Genomic DNA, 24,145 nt, shown 5'->3' with positions numbered 1-24,145 from the left:
AGTCGACCAACTTCGGCACTGTCGACCGCGCTATGCGCGGCAGACAGTGCCGAAGTTGTATTCAGGCAGCGATCTGGCGCTGCTCGAGCGTGTGGCTCAGTTCGCGGAGGATGCCCTCGGGCCGGAACTCGAGCCGCTTCCAGGTGTAGATGAGCGGAACCCAGCCCTGGGAGGCCAGTGCGCTGGTGGTCTCCTGATCCGTCTCCCAGCGTGAATGCGACTTGTGGAACGCCCATCCGTGCAGAGACACGACAATCCGTTCGGCCGGCCACACGAAATCCATCCGCCGCCCACCGATCCATACCTGCTGGGTCCACCCGACGATGCCGTGCTTGCGCAGGAACCGAACGAACTTCCGCTCCAACTCCGATTCGGACAGGTCCTCGGCTGCCGTCAGGATTCTCCGCGCCAAACGCATGCCGTACGCGCCGGAGTTCCGCTCCAGGGCACCGCGAAGTTCTTTCAGCGTCACGCAGCGAGTCTGCAGTGCACGATCCATGAGTGAGATGCCGTCGTCGACTCCGAGTTCAGACGCTGCGGCGAGCAGTGTCAGCGGAAGAGCGGTCGTCGGGAGCCCGCGGACCCTCGTGAGGTCTTCGGCGGGGAACGTCCGCCTCCGCACGGCGGTGGGCACCCGGCACGCGACGCCGTGTGTGGAGCGAGGCACCGACAGTGTCACCTCGTCGTGGAGGTCGTCGATCAAGCCGTGCAGCCAGGCCGCGGCCGAGCGATCGGCGACCCCGCCGTTCGCTGCCAGGGCGATGCGCAGCCGCGCGGCGTCGGTCATTCGATGCTCGGCCGAAAGGAACACCGATCGTGCATGCGGGACCCACAGGCCGCACGCGACTCTCCGGTGCACTTGATCGCCGCTCATTCCGAGAGCGAGCGCTTCGTCAGTGGTGATGACGCCGTCGTGTTCGGCGAGGTGCCATGCGACTCGCACCGCCGTCGATTTTTTGTCCCCCATACTCAATTGGACGCATGAAACAGGTGAACGGTTCCGTTCGGTGAATCGGTTGAAACTTCGGCACTGTCTGCCGCGCATGGCGCGGCAGACAGTGCCGAAGTTCTTTCACATTGCTGCGAAGTGTTTGATCGTGTCCGTGCGGACCATCCCGAAGGCGCCGTTCGCGATCGGACCGGACAGGAACGGGGGCAGACCCGCGCCGGCCAGTTCCATCGCGAACTTCCACACCAGGCGTGTGCCGTGCTCAGCGGGAGACACCTCGGTATACTCGCCGAACTTCTTCAGGCCGGGGATGTTGGCTTGGACTCCGTGGAAGGCGTGGCGATAGGTCGACGCCCCGGCGTCCTCGTCCCAGATGAAGAACACTTCGTTCATCTTCACGAGTCCGGGCGCGAGCGCGATCGACCGGGTGGTGCCGACGTGGTGGGGTTCCGGTGAGGTGTAGGTGACCGACGAGAGAGCGCGGCACCAGTCCAAGGTGTTCTGGCGCGTGAACTCGGCCCACGCGACCTTCGGCGCGACGGGCAACGTCACGTCGATCGTGTACTTCATCGGAGCGGCGTCGAAGAACGGTTCGTCGAATGATTCGAGGTCGTAGGCCATGGCCGCAGTGTAGCCACACCGCCTGCACAACACGGTGGGCAGACAATGCGTTGTGCGTCCACAAGGCTGGATCGAGTGAGTGTCGCGAGGTGGGGGTCCCTGGATTGGGACACGTACGCGTACTCGTTCGGGCACCGACTGCTCGTGATCCGTAAGGAGCGCGGCTACTCGCAAGAGCAGCTCGCCGAGCGCAGCGGCATGCACCGCAATCAGATCTCGAACCTCGAACGCGGCACCAGCAACCGTGAGCCGTTCGTCTCCGACCCGCAGTTGTCGACGGTCTACCGACTCGCGCGGGCGCTGGACGTCCCTCCGGCGTATCTGCTCCCCGATCTCGAGCAACACGTGCGTCCCCGATCCACCGAGCAGGCGTCGTCCGACTCGCTCTCGGTTGTCGAAGTGCGACTCCGCGACGACCTCGAGTTCCTTCGCCGTCCCTAGTGTCGCGTGTGGGAGTTACGGGGAGGGACTTTCACCCCGCGACACTCGAACCGCCCCGGGAACCACCGCAGCGGCACCGGACGGGTGATGTCCGGTGCCGCTGAGAGGGTCGTGTCAGGAGTGGTACGGCTCCGCGCTGACCAGCGTCACGCTGATCTTGGCGCCACTGGGAACCGTGTACTCGCGCGTCTCGCCGACCTTGGCGTCGATGATCGCGCCGCCGAGCGGCGAGCTCGGCGAGTAGATCTCGAGGTCGCTGGCCGAGCTCTCTTCGCGCGTGGCGATGAGGAACGTCTCGGTGTCCGATTCGTCGCCGTCGAAGTAGACGGTGACGACTGAACCCGGCAGTGCGACGCCCGACTGGGTGGGCGCCTCGCCGACCTTGGCGTTGTTCAGCAGGTCCTGCAGCTGGCGAATGCGCGCCTCCTGCTGGCCCTGCTCGTCACGGGCCGCGTGATAGCCGCCGTTCTCCTTGAGGTCGCCTTCTTCACGACGCTCGTTGATCTCGGCGGCAATGACTGGACGATTCGCGATGAGCGAATCCAGCTCGCCCTTCAAGCGCTCGAACGACTCCGGCGTCAACCATGTAACGCGGGTATCAGTCATTGTGATCTCCTTTTGCTGTCCGCGAATTGGACTGCTCTGAATGCAGCAACACGACCCCTTGCGAGGCCGTGCACGAGTCATCCTATCATTCGTGTGTTTTATGGCACACGGACGCTCGACTGCTGCTGGGCTTCGAGAGCCTCACGGTACGACGGTTCCGCTCGCTTCAGGTATCCGACGACGGCGTACGTCAACGGCATCACAACGACCTCGACCAGCGTCTTCCACACGAAACCGATGACGACGTAGTTGATGAAGTCCGACCACGTGGCGATCCCGATCGCGGTGGCGGCAATCGAGCAGAAAACCAGCGTGTCGAAGAACTCGCCGACGACCGTGGAGCCGATGAGGCGGGCCCAGAGCCTGCGTTCGCCCGCGCGCTCCTTCATCTTCACGAGGACGAGCGAGTTCAGCAGCTCGCCGACCACGTATCCGGCGAGGCCCGCGGCGACGATCTGGGGGACCGAGCCGAGCACGCCTTCGAATCCCGACTGGTTGTCGTAGAAGTCGGCTGCCGGGAGCTTGATCGCGATCCAGAAACACAGGGACGCGAGGAGGATCACAGCGAAGCCCGCGGCGATCGTGCGTCGCATCGCGCGGAAGCCGTACACCTCACTGATCACGTCGCCGATCACATAGCTCAGCGGGAACAGGAAGAACGCGCCGTCGGTCACGAGACCGTTCACGTGGAGGGGGCCGAGGTCGAAACGCAGCCAGTCGCCGAACAGCACGACGGCCTTGGTCGCGGCGATGTTGCTGATCAACATGACGCCGACGAACAGGGCCGTCAGGATCGGGAAGTACGGGCTGGAGAGTCGAGCGAATACGGCCTTGTTGACGGCGCTCATGCTGCCGGCTTCAGGTAAGGCGGAACGGTCGCCGTGCAGCCGAACACCTCGCCGATGACGGCGGGCCGCGAGGTCAGGACCTCGGTCTTCGCGCCGACCTGCGTCTCACCGCCTGCGGGGATGAGGACCTCTCGGCGTCCGACCTCGGCACCGTCCTGTGCGCGCGCCCTGACGACGCAGGCGACCGCCTCGTCCGGGTTGCTGCGATTCACGGTGTACTGCACGGAGACGGTGTCGGACGACAGGATCTCGAAGGCGGTCGCGCTGCCCGAGACCTCCGGGTCGGCGAACTGCGTGTACCCGGCGTACGCCAGTCCGACGCCTGCGACGACGACCAGTGCCGACAGCGCGTAGAACCACCGCTTCTTGCTCGACGACGACTGTTCCACCGGATATGTCGCGCGTGGGCCGCTGCGGGGAATCGCGGACTTATCCTCGGCTGGGCCGGGCTCGACACTGCCCCCGTCTGAACTGCTCACGTGTCAATACCTACCATGAGTAGGAACAGCTAGCGAAGGTGAGGAAGCGTGAGCGAACACGCGAACGGTCTGCGTCTGATGGCCGTGCACGCACATCCCGATGACGAGGCCAGCAAAGCTGCTGCGACGCTGGCCAAGTACGTGGCCGAGGGTCACGAAGTGATGGTGGTGACGCTCACCGGCGGTGAGCGCGGCGACGTGCTGAACCCGGCGATGGACCGTCCGGGCGTGCTGGAGAACCTTCCGCAGGTGCGCCGCGACGAGATGGCGGCCGCGGCGAAGGTGCTCGGTGTGCAACATCACTGGCTCGGTTACGTCGACTCCGGGCTTCCGGAGGGCGACCCGCTGCCGCCGCTGCCCGAAGGCTGCTTCGCGCTCGTCCCGAATGAGGAGTCGACGGGCAAGCTCGTCGAGGTGATCCGCGACTTCCGACCGCACGTGATCATCACCTACGACGAGAACGGCGGCTATCCGCACCCCGACCACATCAAATGCCACGAGATCTCGGTCGCGGCGTTCGACGCGGCAGGCGACCCCGACGCGTATCCGGAGGCGGGGGAGCCGTGGACACCGTCGAAGCTGTACTACACGCACGGCTTCATCCGCGCGCGGATCCTGCGGTTCGCCGACGAGTTCGGGAAGAACGGGCAGGACAATCCGTTCGAGGAATGGCTGAGCCGCTGGAAGACCGACCAGGGCGACATGATGGCCCGGGTGACCACTCAGGTGACCTGCGGGGAGTACTTCCCGCAGCGTGACGACGCCCTGCGCGCACACGCCACCCAGGTGGATCCGAACGGCTTCTTCTTCGCCGTTCCGCTCGAGTGGCAGCAACGACTGTGGCCGACGGAGGAGTTCGAACTCGCGCAGACCCGCGTGAAGACGGCGATTCCCGAGACCGACCTGTTCTCCGGAATCGAGCAGTCATGAGCCTGCACACGTTGGCCGCTGCGGCTGCTGTCGTCGCCGCGGACCAGGAGCCCCGGGGCCCCGAATTCGGCAAGGCGTCTCCGCTCGGTCTGCTCATCATCGTGCTGCTGCTCGTGGCGACGTTCCTGCTGATCCGGTCGATGAACCGCCAGCTCCGCAAGCTGCCCGAGAGCTTCGACACCGAACATCCCGAAGCCGACCAGAAGTTCGACGAGGGCACCGACTCGGCGGCCGCTGCAGAGTCTGCGTCCGCCGACGTCGCTCCTGACCCGTCCGACACCGGTCCGCCGCAGAAGGACTCCTGACTCCTTCCCGTGAGAATCCCACCCGCTCGCTCGTCGAGCCGGTGGGATTCTTCATTGCGTCGCCGAGATTCCCGAATTCGCTGAACCTGAATCCGGTTTCAACTATGTTCGCCTGGTGACCCCGATCACTCCGGGGTCGCGTCGAACGAGTGGAAGGCCGGCGCATGGTCAACGTGGCAGCGATCGTCTGGGAGAACGCGGCGGCAGATCCCGACCGGGTCGCGCTCCGGTCGGCACGAGGGGATCTGACGTACGGCGAACTCCGCGACCGAAGCGGCCGCGTCGCCACCGCGGTGCAGGCCGAAGGTCGACGCCCACTCGAACGAGTCGTGTTCATCGCACCGACGATCATCGAGTTCCCGATCGTCTACTACGGACTGCATGCGGCAGGCGTCAGCGTCATCACGATGAACACGATGGCGACGGCAGCCGAGATCGGATACGTCCTCGACGACTCCGCGGCGTCACTGGTCATCGCGTGGCACGAATGCGCCGGATCCGCAGAAGCGGCCGCCGCCGATCGTGGACTGCCGTTCTGGCGGATCGACGACGGCGCCGTGTTCGACGATCAGCCACTCGCGCAAGCGCACGAGCACGAGCCGGACGACACCGCCGTCATCCTGTACACCTCGGGAACCACCGGGCGGCCGAAGGGCGTCGAACTCACGGCGGCGAACCTGGTCGACACCACTGCGTCGTTCACCCCCGTCCTCGGACTGACCTCGAACGACAGGTTCGGCACAGCGTTGCCGCTGTTCCACGTGTACGGCCAGGCGGTCATCATGAACCTGACGTTGGTCTCGAACGCCTCGTTGTCCCTGTTGTCGCCCTTCGACCCGACCGCGATGATCGAACTGGTCCGCAACAACCGGTTGACCGCGCTCGCAGGCGTCCCGACCATGTGGAACGCGATGCTTCAGGCGTCCGACGGTTACGGTCCCCGTGACTTCGAGCAGCTCCGTCTGGCCACTTCGGGTGGAGCGTCGCTGCCCGTCGAAGTGATGCGCGCGTTCAACGAGAGGTTCGACTGCGCGATCCTCGAAGGCTACGGACTCACCGAGTCGACGGGGGCCGCCAGTTTCAACGACATCCACCGTGTGCTGAAACCGGGAACGGTGGGCCCGGCGTTGCCGGGCACGTCGATCGAGGTCCGGAGCCCAGATGGCGACCTGCTGCCTGCGGGGGAGGTCGGGCACGTCTACCTCAAAGGACCGACGATCATGAAGGGGTATTGGAACCGGCCAGAGACCACCGCGGCGGAACTGCGCGACGGGTGGCTCACCACCGGCGACCTCGGGAAGCTCGACGACGACGGCCACCTCAGCATCGTCGATCGCGCGAAGGATCTGATCATCCGCGGCGGATACAACGTGTACCCGCGAGAGGTCGAGGAGGTGCTCTATGAGCACCCCGACATCGTCGAAGTCGCGGTGGTCGGTGTGCCGGACGATCACTTCGGCGAGGAGGTCGCGGCGGTGATCGCCTTGCGCCCCGGCACGACGGCGACGGTCGACGGCATACGGACCTGGGCGAAGACGCAGCTGTCGGCCTACAAGGTGCCGCGACTGATCCAGTTCGTCGAGAGCCTCCCGAAGGGAGCGACCGGCAAGATCCTGAAGCGCGAGATCAACAGGGACGCCATCCGGGCGTCGGTCGTCGGGACGAGTGCCGATGGCTGACGCGACGACAGTGAAAGAACCGCCTGCGACAGCGCGTGGCGCGCGTACCCGCGCCGCGTTGATCTCTGCGGCGCGCGTCGTCTTCGAGCGCGATGGATTCCTCAACTCGCGGCTCACCGACATCACAGCGGAGGCGGCCTGCTCGACGGGATCGTTCTACACCTACTTCGCGACGAAGGAGGACGTCTTCTTCGCCGTGATGGAGCGGGCGCGAGACGACATGCTGCACCCGGGAGTACACCATCAAGCGCCCGACGACGATCCGGTCGCCGTCATCGAGGCGAGCAACCGGGCGTACTTCGAGGCCTACCAGCGCAATGCGCGGCTCATGATGCTGCAGGAACAGGTGGCGACGATCAACGCCGACTTCCGTGCGTCACGCATCGAACGTGGTGAGGCATTTGTCGAGCGGAACGCGCGAAGCATCAAACGTATGCAGGACGCCGGTCTGGTCGACGAGACGCTCGAACCGGTCATGACCGCTCGGGCGCTGTCGGGCATGGTCGCCCGCCTCGCCTATCACCACCTGGCCCTCGGCGTCGACGGCGACATCAACGACCTCGTTTTCACCAGCACGAAGCTCTGGGCGAACGCGCTCGGACTGACTACCCGCAACGACCCCTCCCATTGAAAGGCACCTCAAGCATGAGCACCATCCAGACCGTCTCCGGGCCGATCGACTCCAGCGAGCTCGGACGAACCCTCGTCCACGAGCACGTGTTCATTCTCAACACCGAACACAAGGAGAACTACCTCACCGACTGGGATGAGGAGCAGCAGATCGCCGACGCGGTCGCAAAGCTCACCGAACTCAAAGAGATCGGCATCGACTCGATCATGGATCCCACGGTGCTCGGCCTCGGTCGATACATCCCGCGAATCAAGCGGATCGCCGAGCAGATCGACTTGAACATCGTCGTCGCGACCGGTCTCTACACGTACAACGACGTCCCGTTCCAGTTCGAGTACCGCGGCCCCGGAACTCTCGTCGAGATGCCGGAGCCGCTCACCGAGATGTTCGTCAAGGACATCACCGAGGGCATCGCGAGCACCGGCGTTCGCGCCGGGATTCTCAAGTGCGCTATCGAGCATCAGGGCCTGACACCTGGAGTGGAGCGAGTGATGCGCGCCGTCGGTCAGGCGCATGTGCAGACCGGGGCGCCGATCACCGTGCACACGAACCCGGCGGCCGGAACCGGTCTGATCGCGCAGCAGGTCCTCAAGGAGGAAGGGGTCGATCTGAGCAAGGTGATCATCGGCCACTGCGGTGACAGCAACGACATCGACTACCTGTGCAAAGTGGCCGACAACGGCTCGATGCTCGGCATGGACCGCTTCGGGCTCGATGTGTTCAACCCGACCGGCGAACGCATCACGACGATCATCGAGCTGGTTCGCCGCGGCTACGTCGACAAGATCACCCTCGCCCACGACGCGAACTGTTTCATCGACTACTTCAGCCCCGAGCACAAGCATGCGATCGCGCCCAACTGGAATTACACCCATATCAGCAAGGACGTCATCCCGGCACTGTTGGACGGCGGTGTCACCGAGGAGGACATCAACACGATCCTGGTGACCAACCCTCGTCGGCACTTCGAGTGAGTTAAGCGAAGCCCAGTTCGGCGGCGACCGCGCGGGCGTGTTTCGCGGTGTTCTTGGGCACCTCGACCGCCCAGGCGGTGCCGTCGGCGAAGAGCACCACCACGCGGGTCGACGCGACTCCACCGCCGACCTCCATCGCGACGACGGCAGTCCGTGGGACCCGTGCGACGACGTCTTTGGGCTTCAGCGTGATCGCTCCCGCCATCGACACGAGAACCAGTTCGTGAGCGGTCACGGCGAGGAGTCCCACGCGACCGAACGCCGGGGTGTTGTTCTTCGCCTGTCGGCCGGAGTGCTCGGCCATCGCGATGCCGAGGGTGCCGAGCGTGAGCATCTTCGTGGTGGAACCCTTGCTCATGACCCGCACCGCCGCCAATTGGGGCATGCCGATCACATTCGATGCGTCAGTGGCCATTGCGCACTTCCTTCGGGCTGTTGAGACGCGGAATCAACACACGACACTAGTCAGTCGGTTGATACCCGCGCAGAGCTTCAGCGAGTACGGGGAGATACGTCTCGACAACGTCGCGGACGATGTCGATGTCGACACCGAAGTACTGGTGCACCAGTATGTTTCGGAATCCGCGGACCTGTGGCCAAGCGATCTCGGGGTGGGCGTCGACGATCGCCGGTGGCAGGTGATTGGCCGCCTCGCCGATGATTTGCAGGTTTCGCTCGATTGCGTCTTCCGCCATCAGGACCAGGTCCGAGTCTCCGTCGAGTGCACCGACGTAACGTTGGCAGCGATCCACTGCTTCGAGGATATCCGCGACCCTGAGGTCGGCATTGCGACTCACAGAGCGACCGCGTCGACGAGAGCTGTGTCAGCGACCGGCCGCCGGAGGAGTTGAAGCGGGAAGATGTCGACATCCCGGCCGAACAGGCTCCGGCACTCTTCCATCAGACCAGATGCGCGCATCAACAGATTTCCGTCGGAGGGGTCCATCTCCACCAGTATGTCGATGTCGGATCCGGCGTGGGCGACTCCGCGAGCGACCGAGCCGAACAGTTTGGGACTGGTCGCTCCGTACTTTCTCAGCAGATCCTCGAACTCGAGATGACGGGCAGCGAGGAGATCACGGATCGCGCGTGTCTCTGGAGTCGCTGAAGCCTTTGGCATAGTGCCACGATACCGGCCAGAACAGTGGAGTGGGCCTTGCCTTGACATGCAGGTGGGTCGGGCAGGATGGGGGTATGAACCGCCTCCAGGACAGCAGTTCCCCGTACCTTCGGCAGCACGCGGGAAACCCGGTGCATTGGCGGGAATGGAGCGACGAGGCGTTCGACGAGGCACGCAGGCGTGACGTTCCGGTCCTGTTGAGCATCGGTTACGCCGCGTGCCACTGGTGCCATGTGATGGCGCACGAGACGTTCGAGGACGCCGAGCTCGCGGCCCAGATGAACGACGGATTCGTCTGCATCAAGGTCGACCGCGAGGAACGCCCCGACATCGACTCCGTGTACATGGCGGCGACCGTCGCGATGACCGGTCAGGGCGGTTGGCCGATGACCTGCTTCCTCACCCCGGACGGCGACCCGTTCTACTGCGGCACCTACTTCCCGCCGCGACCGCGGAACGGACAACCAGGTTTCGGTGATGTCCTCGACGCCATCAGTCGAACCTGGGAGTCGCGGCGCGACGAGGTGGAACTCGCCGGGTCGAAGATCACCGAGCATCTGCGATCGTCCGCCGCCGGTCTGCCCGACGGACCGCGACTCGATCGGCAACTGCTTGCCGACGCGGTCAGCCAGATCGTCGCCGATGAGGATCCGGTTTCATCGGGTTTCGGCGGCGCGCCGAAGTTCCCGCCGTCGGCGATGCTCGAAGGGCTGATCCGCGCCGCCGAGTACACCGGCGACGACGCCGCACTCGCCGCGGCGTCGCGCACCCTGGAAGCGATGGCGCGCGGCGGCATCTACGACCAGCTCGCGGGCGGCTTCGCGCGCTACTCCGTCGATTCGGCCTGGGTGGTCCCGCATTTCGAGAAGATGCTCTACGACAACGCACTGCTCCTGCGTGGGTACGCTCACCTCGCCCGACGCGGTGATCCGCTGGCGCTGCGGGTCACCGAGGAGACCGTCGCGTTCCTCGACGACGCGCTGTGGACGGGAACGGGATACGCGTCGTCGTTGGACGCCGACACCGAGGGTGTCGAGGGCCTCACGTACGTGTGGAGTCCGGCCGAGTTCGCGGACGCCCTCGGCGACGACGCGGACTGGGCGGCCGACTTGTTCACCGTCACCACCGAAGGGACTTTCGAGCACGGGACGTCCACGTTGCAGCTGCTGCACGACCCCGACGACGTCGCACGGTACGAGTCCGTCCGGGCCAGGCTCTCCGCCGTGCGGGCGCAGCGGCCCCAGCCCGACCGTGACGACAAAGTCGTCACCGGATGGAACGCATTCGCGATCACCGCGCTCGCCGAGGCCGGCGCGGGACTCGGGCGGCCGGACTGGATCGACAGGGCGGCAGAGTGCGCGTCGAATCTCCTCGACACGCACCTCGTCGACGGCGACCTGCGTCGATCGTCACTCGACGGAAAGCCCGCCACGCCGCTCGGCGCCCTTGAGGACTACGCGGCGCTGGCCACCGCGTTGCTGACACTGCACACGGTGACGGGCGCAGATCGGTGGCTCGCCACGGGACTGTCGATCCTCGACCGGGCGATCGACGTCTTCGCCGTGGCCGACGAGCCGGGGGCGTGGTTCGACGCGCACCCGACCGGTCTGCTGCTCCGGCCCAGGGACCCGGTGGACGGTGCCACTCCGGCAGGCGCATCGCTGATGGCCGAGGCGCTGCTCATCGCGGCCGTCCTCTCCGACGCCGACCGCGCCGCGCGCTACTCCGAACTCGCCGACAGCACCCTCGCTCGGGCAGGCATCATCCTCGCCAAGGCTGCGCGTTCGGCGGGGCACTGGCTTGCCGTCGCGCAGGCGTATGTGGCGGGCCCCGTCCAGGTCGCCGTCGCGCAGACACCCGACTCCGACGGCGCCTTCGCAGCCGAAATCCGACGGGCCGCGCCGGGCGGAGTGGTCGTGGTGGCGGGACCGAAAGACTCGGCGCCGCTGTTGGCCGACAGCGGACCGCTCGCCACCGGCGGTCGACTCCGTGACGCGGCCTACGTCTGCCGCGGTGAGGTGTGCTCACTGCCCGTCACCGCTCTCGACCGCGTGGAGTCGTTGCTGTAACGGCCTTTCGACTCGCGCGTCGCTTCTGCTTCTTGAGCGCGCGTCGTCCTCCTGCTCCTTGAGCGAGCTTGCGAGTCGAAAGGTGTTCGGGTGCAGGGGCTTTCGACTCGCTCCGCTCGCTCAAGGAGCAGAAGGTCGCGGCTCGCTCAAGACCCGCTTGCGAGTCGAAAAGGCGCCAGAGAAGAGCATTCTCAGGCCCGATGTGGATCGATCGATCAGATGTCGGTTATGGTGTCGTCGACATCACACCGCGAACGACCTGTTGCGGTAGCTCACCCTCGACTCGCTCGGGGAGCAGGAGAAAGTGCGACACATGGGCTTGGACGACCACACGATCAATCGCCGGAGCGTCCTGGTTGGCGGCTCCGTCGCCGCAGCCGGACTCGTCGCGTCATCGCTCGCCGGCCAGGCGGGTGCAGCGCCGCGGCAGGACGCCGACGTGATCGTCGTCGGCCACGGTCTCGCAGGCCTGGTCGCGGCCTCCGAACTCGCCGCCGCCGGGCGTTCGGTGATCGTCGTCGACCAGGAGTCGCGCGCGAATCTCGGTGGTCAGGCGCACTGGTCGCTCGGCGGACTGTTCTTCGTCAACTCGCCCGAGCAGCGTCAGTGCCAGATCCGTGACTCGATCGAACTCGCGCGTGCCGACTGGTTCGGTTCCGCCGGATTCGACCGCAAGCCGCACGACCGTCTGGGGGAGGACTACTGGGCCCGGCAGTGGGCCGAGTCGTATCTGAACTTCGCCGCGGGCGAGAAGCGCAGCTGGCTCGAACGCAAAGGCGTTCGCTGGGTTCCCGTGGTCGGATGGGCAGAGCGGGGCGGCACGTCGGCCAGCGGGCACGGCAATTCCGTGCCACGTTTCCACATGACGCTCGGCACCGGACCGGGTGTGGTCGAGCCGTTCCGAAACGCGGTCCTCGACGGCGAACGTCGCCGCCGGATCTCGTTCCGATTCCGCCACCGCGTCGACGAGATGATCACCGACGGTGGACGTGTCACCGGGGTGCGCGGCAAGAAGCTCGCGGCGTCCAACGCCCCGCGCGGCGTCAAGTCGAACCGGACCGTCGTCGGCGACTTCGAACTCCGCGCGCCGATCACCATCGTCGCGTCCGGCGGCATCGGCGCCAATCACGACCTGATTCGGCAGAACTGGCCGTCGCGCCTCGGCGCCCCGCCGAAGACGATGGTCACCGGCGTGCCCGCCCACGTCGACGGTCGGATGCTCGCCATCACGGAGGCTGCGGGCGGCCGAATCGTGAACCGCGACCGCATGTGGCACTACACCGAAGGACTCAAGAACCACTCGCCGATCTGGCCCGACCACGGAATCCGGGTGCTCGGCGCACCGTCGTCGATGTGGTTCGACGCCGAAGGCAACCGCTTCGACAGCCCGGCGATCCCCAGCTACGACACGCTCGAGACCCTCGCGATGATCAAGCGCACAGGCTACGACTACTCCTGGTTCGTCCTCAACAAGAAGATCATCAGCAAGGAGTTCATCCTGTCCGGGTCAGAGCAGAATCCGGAGCTGACCCGCAAGGACCTCGTCGCCTATCTCGCCAGTCGTGCACTCGACGACGTCCCGAAGTCGGTGCAGAAGTTCGTCGACAAGGGCGTCGACTTCGTGCAGGCCCGCAGCGTGGACGACCTTGTGCGGAAGATGAACCGACTCGCGGGAAGCGACCTCGTCGACGCGGGCAAGCTGCGCGCGCAGATCGTTCAGCGTGACCGGCAGGTGCACAACCCGTTCACCAAGGATCCGGGTGTCATGGGCATCCACAATTCGCGGAACTACCTGGGCGACAACATCGTCCGGACCGTCGAACCGCATCCGATCCTCGATCCGGCGGCCGGGCCGTTGATCGCGATCCGGATGAACATCCTGACCCGAAAAACCCTCGGCGGACTCCAGACCAACTTGTCCGGCCAGGTGATGAACGACGGCGGGACGCCCGTGCCCGGCCTCTACGCCGCGGGCGAGGCGTCCGGTTTCGGCGGCGGCGGTGTGCACGGCTACAACGCGCTCGAGGGCACCTTCCTCGGCGGCTGCCTGTTCTCCGGCCGGGCCGCGGGTCGCGCCGCAGCACGCGCGACGTCGTAGATCCCTCCGGGGATCATCCACCCGGCTGACAAGACCGGTCGGAGGCGATACTGTCTTGTCCTCTAGTCGTCGCAGGTAAGGACAGGATCTTGCAACTCGTCTCGAAGACGAAGCGGGTAGTCGAAGCGCACCTCAACAACAGTTCGATCCGCGCACTGAGCGGGTCGATGGTGGCGTTCGAAGGGCAGGTGTCCTTCAAATCCGCCGGTTTCGGCGGCGGTGAAGGGCTCGTCGCCGGAATCAAGAAAAAGGCGACCGGCGAGGGCCTGTCGTTGATGGAGGCGTCGGGGACGGGCATCGTCTATCTCGCGCAGGACGCCGCCAACGTCACTGTTCTCGACCTGCACGGCGAAACCCTGCAGGTGGAGGCGTCACAACTGCTCGCGCTCACTGCGAACCTCACCACCAACGTCACCTTCGCCGGCGTGCGGGGCGGTGCGTCGGGGCAGGGGCTGTTCACCACGACCGTCACCGGGCAGGGGCAGGTGGCGCTGTTGTCGCAGGGCGGCCCGCTCATCCACCTGGAAGTGTCGCCGCAGTTCCCGCTCGTCGTCGACCCCGACGCGTTCGTGTGCGCCAAGGGAGCACTGTCGCAGTCCTTCGTGACCGACGTGTCGTGGCGGACCGTGGTGGGGCAGGGCAATGGGGAGGCCTTCTCCCTTCGCTGGGACGGCACGGGCGTCGTCTCCATTCAGCCGGCCGAGCGATAGGAGACGGACATGTTCACCAAGGTCAACAACAAGGTCGTGTCCGTGAACCTCGCGCAGACCGGCCCGATCGTGGCCCGCCGCGGGGCGATGCTGTTCTACACCGGCAACGTGCTGTTCCAGCCTCACCAGATCCCCGGATCCGGCGGAATGGGCGCGATGAGCGGCATCGCCGGGATGGCCGGCCGCATGATGCAGGGCGAGCACGAGACGACGATGATCGCCCAAGGGGACGGCACCGTTCACTATGGATTCCGAGGTCTCGAAGTGGAGATCGTCGATCTCTCCGGCGGCGGCGAACTGCGCGTCGAGGCGTCCCGGCTGCTCGCCCACACGCAGGGTCTGCAGGCGTCGGTGGTGTCGACGTCGGCTCAGTCCGGCGGTGGCGGCGGCGGGCTTCGCGGCGCGTTGCGGTCTGCGGCGAGTGGAGTCGCCACCGGCCAGGGCATGTTCACCACCCAGCTCATCGGCATGGGATCGGCCGTGATCCTCGGCCACGGCGGGTTCATCGCACTCCAGGTGGCGCCGAACCGGCCGATCACCGTCGACCCGCAGGCGTTCGCCGCCTCTGTCGGCCAGATCCAGACCAGCCTCCGCTCGACGGTCAGCTTCCGCAACATGGGGCGCACCGGCGGTGAAGGATTCCAACTCGACTGCACCGGACAGGGTGTGGTCTACGTGCAAGCATCGGAGCAACGACTGTGACACAGGTGAACACGGTGTGGAATCCACACACTCTGCCGTCTGACGACAACGTTCCGGACAACAAGTACTCGTTCTGCATCGACCTCACCACACCGTGGTTCATGTCGAAGGGCGCGATGATCGCCTACTACGGGCAGGTCAACTTCACGTCCCTCCAGCGCGGCCTGCAGGCGGGCATGCTGCACATGGTGGCGCAGCAGTTCTCAGCGCCGCTGTACCTGGGCGACTACGTCGTCGCCGAAGGTCAGGGCAAGGTGGTCATCGGGGACCGTGGATACGAGATCAACTCGTACGACCTCGAAGACAACGGCAATCTGACGATTCGAGCGGCGAACCTGTTGGCGTTCGAACCGACACTCGCGCTCAAGCAGTCCATCGTTCCGGGGTTCCTCACCTTGATCGGAACCGGGCGGTTCCTCGCGTCGTCGAACGGCAGTGTCATGTTCGTCGAACCTCCGGTCCGGGTGGATCCGGAGGCACTGGTCGGATGGGCCGACTGCCCGTCGCCCAGTCATCACTACGACCAGGCGTGGGTCACCGACATGCTCGGCGCGGCCGCCTCGCGCATGGGGGTCCGGTCGGGCGAGGAGCAGCAGTTCGACTTCACCGGCGCCGGCACCGTCCTGGTTCAGTCGAGCGAGAAGGTGATCGACGACAGCGCCGTGGTCCGCAGCATCACCGGCCAATTGCCCGGCGTGTCCGCGCCGGGCCTCCAGCAGATCAACGCCCACATCCAGGCGCAGATGCAGCAACACCAGTAGGCGTGCACGGTCGTCGGCGTGGATGTGTTACCGTCGGAGACATGTCGACGACCGCCTATTGGCGCTTTTTTATGCAGGCTCCGGGAGAGCCTGCGATGAAGCGTCGATAACGCACGTCGTACATCCCGGAGCCTGAAGCAGTGACCATCATGGGTCGCTGCTTCTTCTCGTTCCGGGATGAAATGCGCGCCGCAGGGTGTTGACCGGGACGGCCAACCCTCACCTGCGTCAGCGCCCCGAAAGGCACATCGTGACCATCACGTCCGACATCAGCTCGACCACCTCCGACCGTCGGGTCACCGCGTTCTCGCCGATCCCGTCGCCCGAGACGCTGCGCAGCGAACTGCCGTTGACTTCGCGCCGAGGCGAAGCAGTCCAGCGCGACCGCGATGAGATCGCCGCGATCCTCGCAGGCCGTGACGACCGACTGATCGTCGTCGTCGGCCCCTGCTCCGTTCACGACCCGGTCGCTGCACTGGACTACGCCCGCCGGCTCGCGCCGCTCGCCGTCGAGTACGCCGACACCCTCAAGATCGTGATGCGCGTGTACTTCGAGAAGCCGCGCACCACCGTCGGGTGGAAGGGCCTCATCAACGACCCCGGTATGGACTCCTCCTACGACGTGGAACGTGGTCTGCGTACCGCACGCGCGCTGCTGCTCGACGTCATCGACCTCGGGCTTCCGGTCGGGTGCGAGTTCCTCGAACCGACGAGCCCCCAGTACATCGCCGACACCGTCGCATGGGGTGCGATCGGTGCGCGCACGACCGAATCGCAGGTGCACCGTCAGCTGGCGTCCGGGCTGTCGATGCCGATCGGGTTCAAGAACGGCACCGACGGCAACGTCCAGGTCGCGATCGACGGTGTGTCGGCGGCGTCCGCCGAGCACGTGTTCTTCGGAGTCGACGACTTCGGTCGTGGCGCCGTCGTCCAGACCGCGGGCAATGAGGACTGCCACATCATCCTGCGTGGTGGCACCCCGGGGCCGAACTACGACGCCGACTCGGTCAGCGCCGCCGTCGCGGCGCTGACGAAGGCGGGCAAGTCGCCGAAGGTGATGGTCGACTGTTCGCACGCCAACTCGGGCAAGGACCACGAGCGCCAGGCCGTCGTCGCCGTCGAGGTGGCCGAGGAGTTCGCCGCGCGGCGACGCGCCGGGGATCCGGTGCAGCTGTCCGGCGTGATGCTGGAGAGCTTCCTCGTCCCCGGCGCGCAGAGCCTCGGCGGCGACCTCGTCTACGGACAGTCAGTCACGGACAAGTGCATGGGGTGGGACGCCAGCGTCGACGTCCTCGCCGCCCTCCACCGTGCCGCTCGCCCTGCTCGGTGAACCGTCACGTCGTGACCTGACGAACGTCAACACGACATCCACCAGGACGAACACCAGCAGCGGCCAACCGAGGAGCGGGACGAACCAGCCGACGGCGATCGCGACAACGATCAGCCCGACGCTCACCGGCCACGGCGCGGCCCGCAGGCCACCCGCTGCGGGCGCGCGCCGGTTCCGGCGTTGCCACCACGCTCGGTAACCGAGAACGATCATCACGACGAGCGCCGCGGCGAGCAGGAACAAGACGACCTGGTTGGCGACGCCGAACAGCAGCCCCATGTGGAGTGCGATGGCGAGGTTCGACGCCTGAGCGGCCAGCGGCCAGTCGGCGAATCGGTTCTCGCTCACTACGCGGTCGGACGCCGGATCGACGGCGACCGTGTCGGGAGAGAACTGCCACGGGCGTCGGACTTCGGTGACGGTGTACGCGGTGTCCGCCTCTGCGGGCAGCGTCACCTCGATCCCCGAGTCGATGCCGACTGATCGGGCGAGCGCCACGGCGGCGTCGACCTGGGCGACGGCGCCCGAGGTGTCACCCGAGACGGCGGGCGCGCCGTGCCCAGCGTGTTCGCCGCCGCCGGACGAGGGCGCGGCGCCGGACAGCGAGGTGTCGGTCGCGGGTGTGGTCCAGCTCAGAGCAGTACGCAGGTCTGAGACGTTCTGTCCGGCGTACGTTGACCAGGTGAGGCCGGTCGCCGACAGGAACACGAGGCCGACCGAGATCCAGACGCCGATCACCGCGTGCCGGTGCACGGTGCGCGTGCGTCCGGTGCCGACACGTCGCCTGGCCTTGCGAGTGCGGACGAACCAGATTCCGAGCCCGGCCAGAACGATCACCCAGAGCCACGACGCGGCGAGCTCGCTGTAGAGCCGCCCGGGTTCCCCGAGGTGGAGGTCGCGGTGCAGCCGGTCGAGCCACTGTCGCATCGGAAGCGCGTTCGAGCTGCCGTACACGGGCAGTTCGCCGCGGGTGTCGAGCGTCACCGGGTCGACGAACACCGCGAGCCGTTCCGAGTCGCCGAGCGTCGGGTCGGCGAACAGGACCTGAGTGGTGTCACCTGATTCGGCGGGAGGACGTACCGCGGAGACCTGAAGGTTCGGGCGAGCCTTCTGGGCCGCCGCGATCTGGTCGGCCAGCGATTGCGTCACGCCGACCGAGTCGGTGTGCAGTTCATGTCGGTAGACGACGTTCTCGATCGACGGTGCGAGCGCGTACAGCGCTCCGGTCACCGCGGCTATCAGCAGGAACGGAGCGACAAGCACCCCTGCGTAGAAGTGGATTCGGTGGAGTATTCGGACAAGGGAAGATTTCATGTCTGCCTCTCGGGCATGAAGGAGTCGTCGTCGTGCCGACGGGCACGCGAGATGCACGTCGGTACGGCGAGAAGGTGGTGAGGACTACTTCAGTGAGAGGGGAGGGCCGCGGAGTCCGACGGACCCGAACAGCAGGAGAGCGGCAGGTGACGCGGAGCGGCTTCGAGGGGCATGCACCACGCGACGTGGTCGGCCCGCAACGAACCGGACTGGCATGGACAGCCGCCGGACTGCACGCGCGACGGCGTCGTACGTCGTGATCAGTGCGAGCGCAACAAGTGTCCCCACGCTGTGGGCCGCGGCCATCGACGGGCTCCACAGATCGTGGTGGTGCCCGGAGAGGACGACCAAGAGGACGTGGACGACGCCCTGGCCTGCCAGAAGCGCGGGAAGTGTCGGTAGCCGTGGGGTGGCGCCGACGACGGCGCCGATGGCCACGGCGGCGGCCGCGACGATCATCAGGGTGTCCGTCGACGGGAGCATTCCCTGCGCGAGGCCGTGTGCGGCGATCGCGGTCAGCGCCGACGTGCCCCCGACGACGCCGCCGCGCATGCGCGAGGGGGCGGCGTTTCGGGTGGACACAGGCGGTGACTTTACGGCAGAAGCGCCGTGAGTCAGTTCAGGACCACCAGCCAGACTGCGATGTAGTGCAGAAGTGCCGCGACGGCGGTGCAGGCGTGGAACACCTCGTGGTGTCCGAACACGCCTGGCCACGGGTCGGGCCAGCGGAGAGCGAAGAGCACGCCGCCGAGGCTGTACAGGACGCCGCCGACCGCGAGCAGTACCAGGACCGCGACGCCGACCGTACTGACGAGAGCGGGTGCGACGAAGACGATCACCCAGCCGAGCGCGATGTACAGGATCACTCCCAGCCAGCGCGGTGACGCAGGCCAGAGCATCTTCAGGGTCACCCCGGCGATGGCGCCGATCCAGACGCCGCCGAGTATCCACCACCGGGTCGGTGCGTCGAGGGCCATCATGCAGAACGGCGTGTAGGTGCCCGCGATGAACACGAAGATCATCGAGTGATCGGCACGTTTCATGGCGATCCGGGCCTGCGGTGTCGTCCAGTGGACGCGGTGGTAGACGGTGCTGACGGTGAACAGTCCGCAGATCGTGACGACGTACACGACCACCGACAGGACGTCGGCGGCGCCGCGATGGATGGCTGTCCCGACGATGAGAATCGCTCCGATCGCCGCGGCGACGACGGCGGAGTACGTGTGGATCACGCCGCGCAGGGTCGGTTTCACGGCCTGCACCTCGGCGGGAGTATCGATCATGGAACCTACGCTACCGTAAGTTTCGCACCGGTAACTTGTTCGCCGAGTAACATCGCGGCTGTGAAACTCCTCCCCGACGCCCTCCGCGGAGGCATGTACCGCGTCTACGAACGCCGTCTCGTGCAACTCATGGACCCCGACCGGGTGCCTCGGCATGTCGCGATCATCTGCGACGGCAATCGCCGGTGGGCGCGGGAAGCGGGATTCGACGACGTCGCGCACGGGCATCGGGTCGGCGCCAAGCGGATCGCCGACATGCTCGGGTGGTGCCACGAGTTGGGCATCGAGGCGGTCACGATCTACCTCCTGTCGACCGAGAACCTGTCCCGCGCATCGGACGAGCTCAATGCGCTCATGGAGATCGTGCCGGACATCGTCGACGAGATCTCGCACGGCGACTGGCGGGTGCGGATCGTCGGAAATCTCGACAACCTCCCCGGACCTGTCGCGAACCGTCTTCGCGAAGCGTCCGAGCGAACAGCCGGTCTTTCCGGCATGAACGTCAACGTCGCCGTGGGCTACGGCGGCCGCCAAGAGATCGTCGACGCGGTGCAGGCGTTGCTGTCCGACGCCGCCGACGCCGGTGCGACGCCTGCCGAGATGATCGAGGCCGTCACGGTGGCCGGGATCGACGCCAACCTGTACACCTCGGGTCAACCAGACCCGGATCTGGTGATTCGAACGTCCGGCGAGCAGCGACTCAGCGGCTTCCTGCTGTGGCAGAGCGCGTACTCGGAGATCTGGTTCACCGACGCCTACTGGCCCGAGTTCCGCCGCGTCGACTTCCTTCGGGCGCTCCGCGACTACGCGGCCCGCAGTCGACGCTTCGGCAAGTGACCATGCGGGTGACCGTCGTCGGCGGCACCGGTCAGTTCGGCGCGGCGCTGTGTGATCGATTGGCCGACCTCGGCGTCGACGTGACCCGCGCGGGCCGGTCGACCGGAGTCGACGCGGTGACCGGGGTCGGGCTCGACGATGCGTGCACGGGCGCCGACCTGATCGTGGACGTGACCAGTACGGCGTCCCGAGACGGTGACGACACGGCCGAGTTCTTCGGCGCGGTCGCGCGCAACGTGTCCCGAGCCGCGACGGCGGCAGGCGTCCCGGTCGTCTACCTCACCATCGTGGGAGCGGGCGTCCCCGCGGTCGCCGCCGCGCTCGGTCACTACCGCGGCAAAGCCGAACAGGAACGCGTCTACGCCGCTGAACTCGGCGACCGCGCCTGCGCTGTCGCGTCCGTTCAATGGTTCTCGCTCGCCGAACGCTTTCTCGCTGCGGGCGGCGACGTCGTCGAGCTCCCCGACCTGCGGTGCCGGCCCGCGACCGTCGAAGACGTGGTGCGCGCCTTCGCCGACGTGGTCGTCGACCAGGACCGGCCCGCGTATGTCAGCGTCGCGGGGCCCGCGGAGCTCGACCTCGTCGACATCGCCCGTCGAATCGTGGCCCGCGACGGATCGGCGGTGCGCGTGGTGCCCGCCGACTCCGATGCGGTGCTGCGATCGGGCGTTCTCATCCCGGACAGCCCGGACGTCGTCACGACGACGACCCTCGACATGTGGCTGGACGGCCGCTGATGGCGGCCACCCCGGCGATCGCGGCCCTGGAGACGGCCGGCGTCGCACACACCGTCCGCAGCTATCACCACGATCGACGCAGCACTGATTACGGCGCTGAAGCGGTCGAGAAGATGGCGGCCCTCGGCATCAGCGCCGAACAGATCTTCAAGACCCTTGTCGTCGATCTGGGCGGCACACTCGCGGTCGCCGTCGTGCCTGTGCCGGAGAAACTGTCCTTGAAGGCCGCGGCGAAGGCGCTCGGTGCGTCGAAGGCGGCGATGGCTGACGCGGCGAAGGTCACGCGCGCGACCGGCTACGTGCTCGGTGGAGTGTCGCCGGTCGGGCAGAAGACGACGCTGCCGACCGTCGTCGACGAATCGGCCTTCATGTGGGACACCGTGCTCTGCAGTGCAGGCAAACGCGGACTGGAGATCGAACTGTCGCCCGACGACCTCGTCGCGGCGACCGACGCCGTAGTCGCGGACATTCTTGCGTAGAACTCTCACTGCTTGCGGAGTGAGTCGAGGAGTCGACGCTCAGAGCTTCCGCAGGCGGACCTTGTTGATCGAGTGGTCCCGGTCCTTGCGGAGGACGAGCGTCGCGCGGGGCCGTGTCGGAAGCACGTTCTCGATGAGGTTGGGGCGGTTGATCGACGTCCAGATGTCGCGGGCGGCGATCTTCGCCTGCTGATCGGTCAACGATGCGTAATGGTGGAAATGCGAGTTCGGATTCTGGAACGCGGTCGTCCGCATCTGGAGGAATCGCGAAATGTACCAGCGTTCGATGTCGGACGTCTTCGCGTCGACGTAGATGGAGAAGTCGAACAGGTCCGACACGGTCAGGGTGGGGCCGGTCTGCAGGACGTTCAAGCCTTCCACGATCAGGATGTCAGGCTGTTCCACCTCGATGAACGCATCAGGCACGATGTCGTAACTGACGTGCGAGTACACGGGCGCGGTGACGAACGACGCCCCCGACTTCACTTCCGTCACGAACCGCAGCAGTCCGCGCCGGTCGTACGACTCCGGGAAGCCCTTGCGGTGCATGATGCCGCGTCGTTCGAGTTCGGCCGTCGGGTAGAGGAACCCGTCCGTGGTGATCAGGTCGACCTTCGGGTGGGTCTCCCACCGCGACAGGAGCTTCGCGAGGACACGCGCAGTGGTCGACTTGCCGACGGCCACGCTGCCTGCGATGCCGATGACAAACGGCACCTGCCGGTTGCGTTGGTGCTCGCCGAGGAACGTCGACGTCGCGGCGAACAACCGGCGTCGTGCCTCGACCTGCATGTGAATCAGACGGGAGATCGGCAGGTAGACCTCGGCGACCTCGGTGAGGTCGATCTGCTCACCCAGACCGACGAGGTCTTCGAGCTCGGACTCGGTCAGCACCATCGGCATCGACTGCCGCAGCTCACGCCACTGCTTGCGGTCGAGTTCGAGGTAGAGGCCGGGGTCGCGGTCGCTGGAATGGCGCGCCATGACCGGTAACGGTACAGGCATAGGCTGGCAGGCATGACCGCAGCGCAGCGCCCGTCCGATGATCCGGTGATCGAGTACCTCCGCATCGGGCTGCTGTTCGACCGTTTGGAGGAGGGTTTTGTCGACGCCTTCACTGGCGACCCGGCGCTGCAGGCCGAGGCTCAGAACGCGCCGCGGCCCGATCCGGCGCAGCTCGGCGCACGTGCTCGAGCGCTCCTCGAACGTCTTCCCGACGGGCTGCCTGCCGACCGTGCCGAGTTCGTCGCCGCGCATCTGCGTGCACTGGAGTGCTCGGCGCGGAAGTTCGCAGGGGAGGACGTCGGGTTCGTCGACGAGGTGCGCGCCTACTTCGACGTCGACATCGCGCCCGCAGATCCGGCCTGTTACCGGGAGGCGCACGGCGCGCTGGCGGAGGCGCTCGGAGTGCCCGGTGCGACGGGCGAGCGGCTCCGCGACGAGTACCAGCGGTACCGCCGGGCCGGCGAGATCCCCGCCGACCTCACCGAACCGCTGATCGCGGCCTTCGCGAGCAGTCTGCGGGATCGGGTGCGTGCAGAGTTCCCGCTGCCTCCCAGCGAGGTGGTGGAGTTCGACGTCGTCTCCGACCAGCCGTGGTCGGGCTTCAACTACTACCTGGGCGACTACCGATCGAACGTCGCAGTGAACACCGACCTCCCGCAGCACCTGTCGGGGCTGCCCGGCCTGATCGCCCACGAGGCGTACCCGGGTCATCACACCGAGCACTGCCGGAAAGAACAGGGTCTCGTCGGAACCGGGCAGCTCGAGCACACGATCTTCCTCGTCAACACGCCACAATGCCTGATGGCAGAGGGCCTGGCCGACCACGCGCTCGCCGCCGCGATGGGGCCTGACTGGCACGAGTGGGCGGCCGAGATCTACGCCGACTTCGGCCTTCGATTCGACGCCGAGAAGGCCCGCGCCGTGTCGACGGCTACCGCCGGCCTGCTCACCGTCCGGCAGGACGCCGCGCTGATGCTCCACGACCGGCACGACGACGCCGACACCGTCGCAGCGTTCCTCCAACAATGGCTGCTCGTCGATCCGGACCGCTCGCGGCAGATGCTGAGGTTCCTCACCTCGCCGCTGTGGCGGGCGTACATCTCCACCTACGTCGAGGGCTACCGACTGCTGGGGGATTGGCTCGACGACGCACCGTCGGACCAGCGGCTCGCCCGATTCGGAAGGCTGCTCGACGAACCCCTCACCCCACAAGTTCTCCGCACCGAACTTGCACACTAGA

28 protein-coding genes are annotated in these 24,145 nt (G+C 66.5%); 16 read left to right on the top strand and 12 right to left on the bottom strand.

Annotation, left to right across the window (positions count from 1 at the left end; translation table 11 throughout):
* Nucleotides 1–61: 61 nt before the first annotated feature.
* Nucleotides 62–943, bottom strand: coding sequence for a DUF559 domain-containing protein (locus WFK36_RS15995; RefSeq protein WP_336792856.1), 882 nt, complete (start codon nucleotides 941–943; stop codon nucleotides 62–64).
* A 129-nt stretch (nucleotides 944–1,072) separates the two neighbouring features.
* Nucleotides 1,073–1,570: an SRPBCC family protein gene (locus WFK36_RS15990; RefSeq protein WP_336792855.1), complete on the bottom strand. Its 498-nt coding sequence runs from the start codon at nucleotides 1,568–1,570 to the stop codon at nucleotides 1,073–1,075.
* Between the two features lie 75 nt (nucleotides 1,571–1,645).
* On the opposite strand from WFK36_RS15990, the gene WFK36_RS15985 reads away from it, so the two are divergent.
* A complete protein-coding gene (locus tag WFK36_RS15985; RefSeq protein WP_008379672.1) occupies nucleotides 1,646–2,011 on the top strand; it encodes a helix-turn-helix domain-containing protein in 366 nt (121 codons plus the stop codon).
* 114 nt (nucleotides 2,012–2,125) lie between these two features.
* On the opposite strand, the gene greA is transcribed toward WFK36_RS15985, so the two are convergent.
* The 3 genes from greA to WFK36_RS15970 all read right to left on the bottom strand — a co-directional run bounded on the left by greA (nucleotide 2,126) and on the right by WFK36_RS15970 (nucleotide 3,944).
* A complete protein-coding gene (gene greA / locus WFK36_RS15980) occupies nucleotides 2,126–2,617 on the bottom strand; it encodes a transcription elongation factor GreA (RefSeq protein WP_336792853.1) in 492 nt (163 codons plus the stop codon).
* Nucleotides 2,618–2,715: 98 nt separating this feature from the next.
* Entirely contained in the window at nucleotides 2,716–3,465 is a 750-nt protein-coding gene (locus WFK36_RS15975) for a queuosine precursor transporter (RefSeq protein ID WP_336792852.1), read from the bottom strand.
* Entirely contained in the window at nucleotides 3,462–3,944 is a 483-nt protein-coding gene (locus WFK36_RS15970; RefSeq protein ID WP_336792850.1) for a DUF4307 domain-containing protein, read from the bottom strand. The genes WFK36_RS15975 and WFK36_RS15970 overlap by 4 nt, the downstream gene beginning before the upstream one ends.
* A gap of 78 nt (nucleotides 3,945–4,022) precedes the next feature.
* Here WFK36_RS15970 and mca point away from each other — a divergent pair, with 78 nt between their 5' ends.
* From mca to WFK36_RS15945, 5 genes are all read left to right on the top strand, one after another.
* Nucleotides 4,023–4,874: a mycothiol conjugate amidase Mca gene (mca, locus tag WFK36_RS15965; RefSeq protein ID WP_052005415.1), complete on the top strand. Its 852-nt coding sequence runs from the start codon at nucleotides 4,023–4,025 to the stop codon at nucleotides 4,872–4,874.
* Nucleotides 4,871–5,179 carry a hypothetical protein gene (locus tag WFK36_RS15960; protein ID WP_336792848.1) on the top strand — a complete coding sequence of 103 codons (309 nt, stop codon included), beginning with the start codon at nucleotides 4,871–4,873 and terminating at the stop codon, nucleotides 5,177–5,179. Before mca ends, WFK36_RS15960 begins: the two co-directional genes overlap by 4 nt.
* Nucleotides 5,180–5,343: 164 nt before the next feature.
* On the top strand, nucleotides 5,344–6,858 hold the full coding sequence (locus WFK36_RS15955) for an AMP-binding protein (RefSeq protein ID WP_336792846.1): 1,515 nt from the start codon (nucleotides 5,344–5,346) through the stop codon (nucleotides 6,856–6,858).
* Nucleotides 6,851–7,489, top strand: a complete 639-nt coding sequence (locus WFK36_RS15950) for a TetR/AcrR family transcriptional regulator (protein WP_336792844.1) — start codon at nucleotides 6,851–6,853, stop codon at nucleotides 7,487–7,489. The genes WFK36_RS15955 and WFK36_RS15950 overlap by 8 nt, the downstream gene beginning before the upstream one ends.
* A gap of 14 nt (nucleotides 7,490–7,503) precedes the next feature.
* The gene (locus WFK36_RS15945) at nucleotides 7,504–8,463 is read left to right on the top strand and encodes a phosphotriesterase family protein (RefSeq protein ID WP_336792843.1); all 960 of its coding nucleotides are present in this window, start codon (nucleotides 7,504–7,506) and stop codon (nucleotides 8,461–8,463) included.
* A gap of 1 nt (nucleotide 8,464) precedes the next feature.
* On the opposite strand, the gene WFK36_RS15940 is transcribed toward WFK36_RS15945, so the two are convergent.
* Genes WFK36_RS15940 through WFK36_RS15930 form a run of 3 tightly spaced genes read right to left on the bottom strand, consistent with a single transcriptional unit; the run spans nucleotide 8,465 to nucleotide 9,583 of the window.
* Nucleotides 8,465–8,878, bottom strand: coding sequence for a hypothetical protein (locus tag WFK36_RS15940; protein WP_336792841.1), 414 nt, complete (start codon nucleotides 8,876–8,878; stop codon nucleotides 8,465–8,467).
* A 46-nt stretch (nucleotides 8,879–8,924) separates the two neighbouring features.
* Complete coding sequence (locus tag WFK36_RS15935; RefSeq protein WP_336792839.1) at nucleotides 8,925–9,215, bottom strand: HepT-like ribonuclease domain-containing protein; 291 nt, start codon at nucleotides 9,213–9,215, stop codon at nucleotides 8,925–8,927.
* A gap of 41 nt (nucleotides 9,216–9,256) precedes the next feature.
* Complete coding sequence (locus WFK36_RS15930) at nucleotides 9,257–9,583, bottom strand: nucleotidyltransferase family protein (protein ID WP_008379691.1); 327 nt, start codon at nucleotides 9,581–9,583, stop codon at nucleotides 9,257–9,259.
* Between the two features lie 74 nt (nucleotides 9,584–9,657).
* Here WFK36_RS15930 and WFK36_RS15925 point away from each other — a divergent pair, with 74 nt between their 5' ends.
* The 6 genes from WFK36_RS15925 to WFK36_RS15900 all read left to right on the top strand — a co-directional run bounded on the left by WFK36_RS15925 (nucleotide 9,658) and on the right by WFK36_RS15900 (nucleotide 17,253).
* Nucleotides 9,658–11,652, top strand: coding sequence for a thioredoxin domain-containing protein (locus tag WFK36_RS15925; protein ID WP_336792838.1), 1,995 nt, complete (start codon nucleotides 9,658–9,660; stop codon nucleotides 11,650–11,652).
* A 313-nt stretch (nucleotides 11,653–11,965) separates the two neighbouring features.
* Nucleotides 11,966–13,750 carry an FAD-binding dehydrogenase gene (locus WFK36_RS15920; RefSeq protein ID WP_336792837.1) on the top strand — a complete coding sequence of 595 codons (1,785 nt, stop codon included), beginning with the start codon at nucleotides 11,966–11,968 and terminating at the stop codon, nucleotides 13,748–13,750.
* 89 nt (nucleotides 13,751–13,839) lie between these two features.
* The gene (locus WFK36_RS15915; RefSeq protein ID WP_336792836.1) at nucleotides 13,840–14,460 is read left to right on the top strand and encodes an AIM24 family protein; all 621 of its coding nucleotides are present in this window, start codon (nucleotides 13,840–13,842) and stop codon (nucleotides 14,458–14,460) included.
* Between the two features lie 9 nt (nucleotides 14,461–14,469).
* Nucleotides 14,470–15,162, top strand: coding sequence for an AIM24 family protein (locus WFK36_RS15910; RefSeq protein ID WP_336792834.1), 693 nt, complete (start codon nucleotides 14,470–14,472; stop codon nucleotides 15,160–15,162).
* Complete coding sequence (locus tag WFK36_RS15905; protein WP_008379699.1) at nucleotides 15,159–15,923, top strand: AIM24 family protein; 765 nt, start codon at nucleotides 15,159–15,161, stop codon at nucleotides 15,921–15,923. The genes WFK36_RS15910 and WFK36_RS15905 overlap by 4 nt, the downstream gene beginning before the upstream one ends.
* A 250-nt stretch (nucleotides 15,924–16,173) precedes the next feature.
* Nucleotides 16,174–17,253 (top strand): 3-deoxy-7-phosphoheptulonate synthase, encoded by a 1,080-nt coding sequence (locus WFK36_RS15900; RefSeq protein ID WP_419717501.1) that lies wholly within the window; start codon nucleotides 16,174–16,176, stop codon nucleotides 17,251–17,253.
* Here the strand turns inward: WFK36_RS15900 and WFK36_RS15895 are convergent.
* From WFK36_RS15895 to trhA, 3 genes are all read right to left on the bottom strand, one after another.
* Nucleotides 17,170–18,567 carry a PepSY-associated TM helix domain-containing protein gene (locus WFK36_RS15895; RefSeq protein WP_336792832.1) on the bottom strand — a complete coding sequence of 466 codons (1,398 nt, stop codon included), beginning with the start codon at nucleotides 18,565–18,567 and terminating at the stop codon, nucleotides 17,170–17,172. The two genes, WFK36_RS15900 and WFK36_RS15895, sit on opposite strands and share 84 nt — an antisense overlap.
* An 84-nt stretch (nucleotides 18,568–18,651) precedes the next feature.
* Complete coding sequence (locus WFK36_RS15890) at nucleotides 18,652–19,149, bottom strand: hypothetical protein (RefSeq protein ID WP_336792831.1); 498 nt, start codon at nucleotides 19,147–19,149, stop codon at nucleotides 18,652–18,654.
* A 32-nt stretch (nucleotides 19,150–19,181) separates the two neighbouring features.
* Nucleotides 19,182–19,850, bottom strand: a complete 669-nt coding sequence (gene trhA / locus WFK36_RS15885; protein ID WP_336792829.1) for a PAQR family membrane homeostasis protein TrhA — start codon at nucleotides 19,848–19,850, stop codon at nucleotides 19,182–19,184.
* 60 nt (nucleotides 19,851–19,910) lie between these two features.
* On the opposite strand from trhA, the gene WFK36_RS15880 reads away from it, so the two are divergent.
* Genes WFK36_RS15880 through ybaK form a run of 3 tightly spaced genes read left to right on the top strand, consistent with a single transcriptional unit; the run spans nucleotide 19,911 to nucleotide 21,903 of the window.
* A complete protein-coding gene (locus WFK36_RS15880) occupies nucleotides 19,911–20,687 on the top strand; it encodes an isoprenyl transferase (protein WP_008379706.1) in 777 nt (258 codons plus the stop codon).
* Between the two features lie 2 nt (nucleotides 20,688–20,689).
* Entirely contained in the window at nucleotides 20,690–21,424 is a 735-nt protein-coding gene (locus tag WFK36_RS15875) for an SDR family oxidoreductase (RefSeq protein WP_008379707.1), read from the top strand.
* A complete protein-coding gene (gene ybaK, locus WFK36_RS15870; RefSeq protein WP_336793082.1) occupies nucleotides 21,424–21,903 on the top strand; it encodes a Cys-tRNA(Pro) deacylase in 480 nt (159 codons plus the stop codon). Before WFK36_RS15875 ends, ybaK begins: the two co-directional genes overlap by 1 nt.
* 39 nt (nucleotides 21,904–21,942) lie before the next feature.
* Here ybaK and coaA read toward each other — a convergent pair whose 3' ends face one another.
* Nucleotides 21,943–22,884 carry a type I pantothenate kinase gene (gene coaA, locus WFK36_RS15865; protein WP_008379709.1) on the bottom strand — a complete coding sequence of 314 codons (942 nt, stop codon included), beginning with the start codon at nucleotides 22,882–22,884 and terminating at the stop codon, nucleotides 21,943–21,945.
* A gap of 33 nt (nucleotides 22,885–22,917) precedes the next feature.
* Here coaA and WFK36_RS15860 point away from each other — a divergent pair, with 33 nt between their 5' ends.
* Nucleotides 22,918–24,144 carry a DUF885 domain-containing protein gene (locus WFK36_RS15860; protein WP_336792826.1) on the top strand — a complete coding sequence of 409 codons (1,227 nt, stop codon included), beginning with the start codon at nucleotides 22,918–22,920 and terminating at the stop codon, nucleotides 24,142–24,144.
* The last annotated feature ends 1 nt before the right edge of the window (nucleotide 24,145 follow it).

It is taken from the genome of Gordonia malaquae (assembly GCF_037148075.1).
Taxonomy (GTDB): Bacteria; Actinomycetota; Actinomycetes; order Mycobacteriales; family Mycobacteriaceae; genus Gordonia; species Gordonia malaquae.
The sequence above is the reverse complement of the archived record's forward strand: the minus strand, read 5'-3'. Positions and strand labels throughout refer to the sequence as shown.

What these genes read in the sequence shown, in the direction of transcription:
- WFK36_RS15990 (WP_336792855.1), bottom strand. Translation starts at nt 1,570, where the DNA reads ATGGCCTACGACCTCGAATCATTCGACGAACCGTTCTTCGACGCCGCT.
- greA (WP_336792853.1), bottom strand. Translation starts at nt 2,617, where the DNA reads ATGACTGATACCCGCGTTACATGGTTGACGCCGGAGTCGTTCGAGCGC.
- WFK36_RS15975 (WP_336792852.1), bottom strand. Translation starts at nt 3,465, where the DNA reads ATGAGCGCCGTCAACAAGGCCGTATTCGCTCGACTCTCCAGCCCGTAC.
- mca (WP_052005415.1), top strand. Translation starts at nt 4,023, where the DNA reads ATGGCCGTGCACGCACATCCCGATGACGAGGCCAGCAAAGCTGCTGCG.
- WFK36_RS15960 (WP_336792848.1), top strand. Translation starts at nt 4,871, where the DNA reads ATGAGCCTGCACACGTTGGCCGCTGCGGCTGCTGTCGTCGCCGCGGAC.
- WFK36_RS15955 (WP_336792846.1), top strand. Translation starts at nt 5,344, where the DNA reads ATGGTCAACGTGGCAGCGATCGTCTGGGAGAACGCGGCGGCAGATCCC.
- WFK36_RS15950 (WP_336792844.1), top strand. Translation starts at nt 6,851, where the DNA reads ATGGCTGACGCGACGACAGTGAAAGAACCGCCTGCGACAGCGCGTGGC.
- WFK36_RS15945 (WP_336792843.1), top strand. Translation starts at nt 7,504, where the DNA reads ATGAGCACCATCCAGACCGTCTCCGGGCCGATCGACTCCAGCGAGCTC.
- WFK36_RS15940 (WP_336792841.1), bottom strand. Translation starts at nt 8,878, where the DNA reads ATGGCCACTGACGCATCGAATGTGATCGGCATGCCCCAATTGGCGGCG.
- WFK36_RS15930 (WP_008379691.1), bottom strand. Translation starts at nt 9,583, where the DNA reads ATGCCAAAGGCTTCAGCGACTCCAGAGACACGCGCGATCCGTGATCTC.
- WFK36_RS15925 (WP_336792838.1), top strand. Translation starts at nt 9,658, where the DNA reads ATGAACCGCCTCCAGGACAGCAGTTCCCCGTACCTTCGGCAGCACGCG.
- WFK36_RS15920 (WP_336792837.1), top strand. Translation starts at nt 11,966, where the DNA reads ATGGGCTTGGACGACCACACGATCAATCGCCGGAGCGTCCTGGTTGGC.
- WFK36_RS15910 (WP_336792834.1), top strand. Translation starts at nt 14,470, where the DNA reads ATGTTCACCAAGGTCAACAACAAGGTCGTGTCCGTGAACCTCGCGCAG.
- WFK36_RS15895 (WP_336792832.1), bottom strand. Translation starts at nt 18,567, where the DNA reads ATGAAATCTTCCCTTGTCCGAATACTCCACCGAATCCACTTCTACGCA.
- trhA (WP_336792829.1), bottom strand. Translation starts at nt 19,850, where the DNA reads ATGATCGATACTCCCGCCGAGGTGCAGGCCGTGAAACCGACCCTGCGC.
- WFK36_RS15875 (WP_008379707.1), top strand. Translation starts at nt 20,690, where the DNA reads ATGCGGGTGACCGTCGTCGGCGGCACCGGTCAGTTCGGCGCGGCGCTG.
- ybaK (WP_336793082.1), top strand. Translation starts at nt 21,424, where the DNA reads ATGGCGGCCACCCCGGCGATCGCGGCCCTGGAGACGGCCGGCGTCGCA.
- coaA (WP_008379709.1), bottom strand. Translation starts at nt 22,884, where the DNA reads ATGGCGCGCCATTCCAGCGACCGCGACCCCGGCCTCTACCTCGAACTC.
- WFK36_RS15860 (WP_336792826.1), top strand. Translation starts at nt 22,918, where the DNA reads ATGACCGCAGCGCAGCGCCCGTCCGATGATCCGGTGATCGAGTACCTC.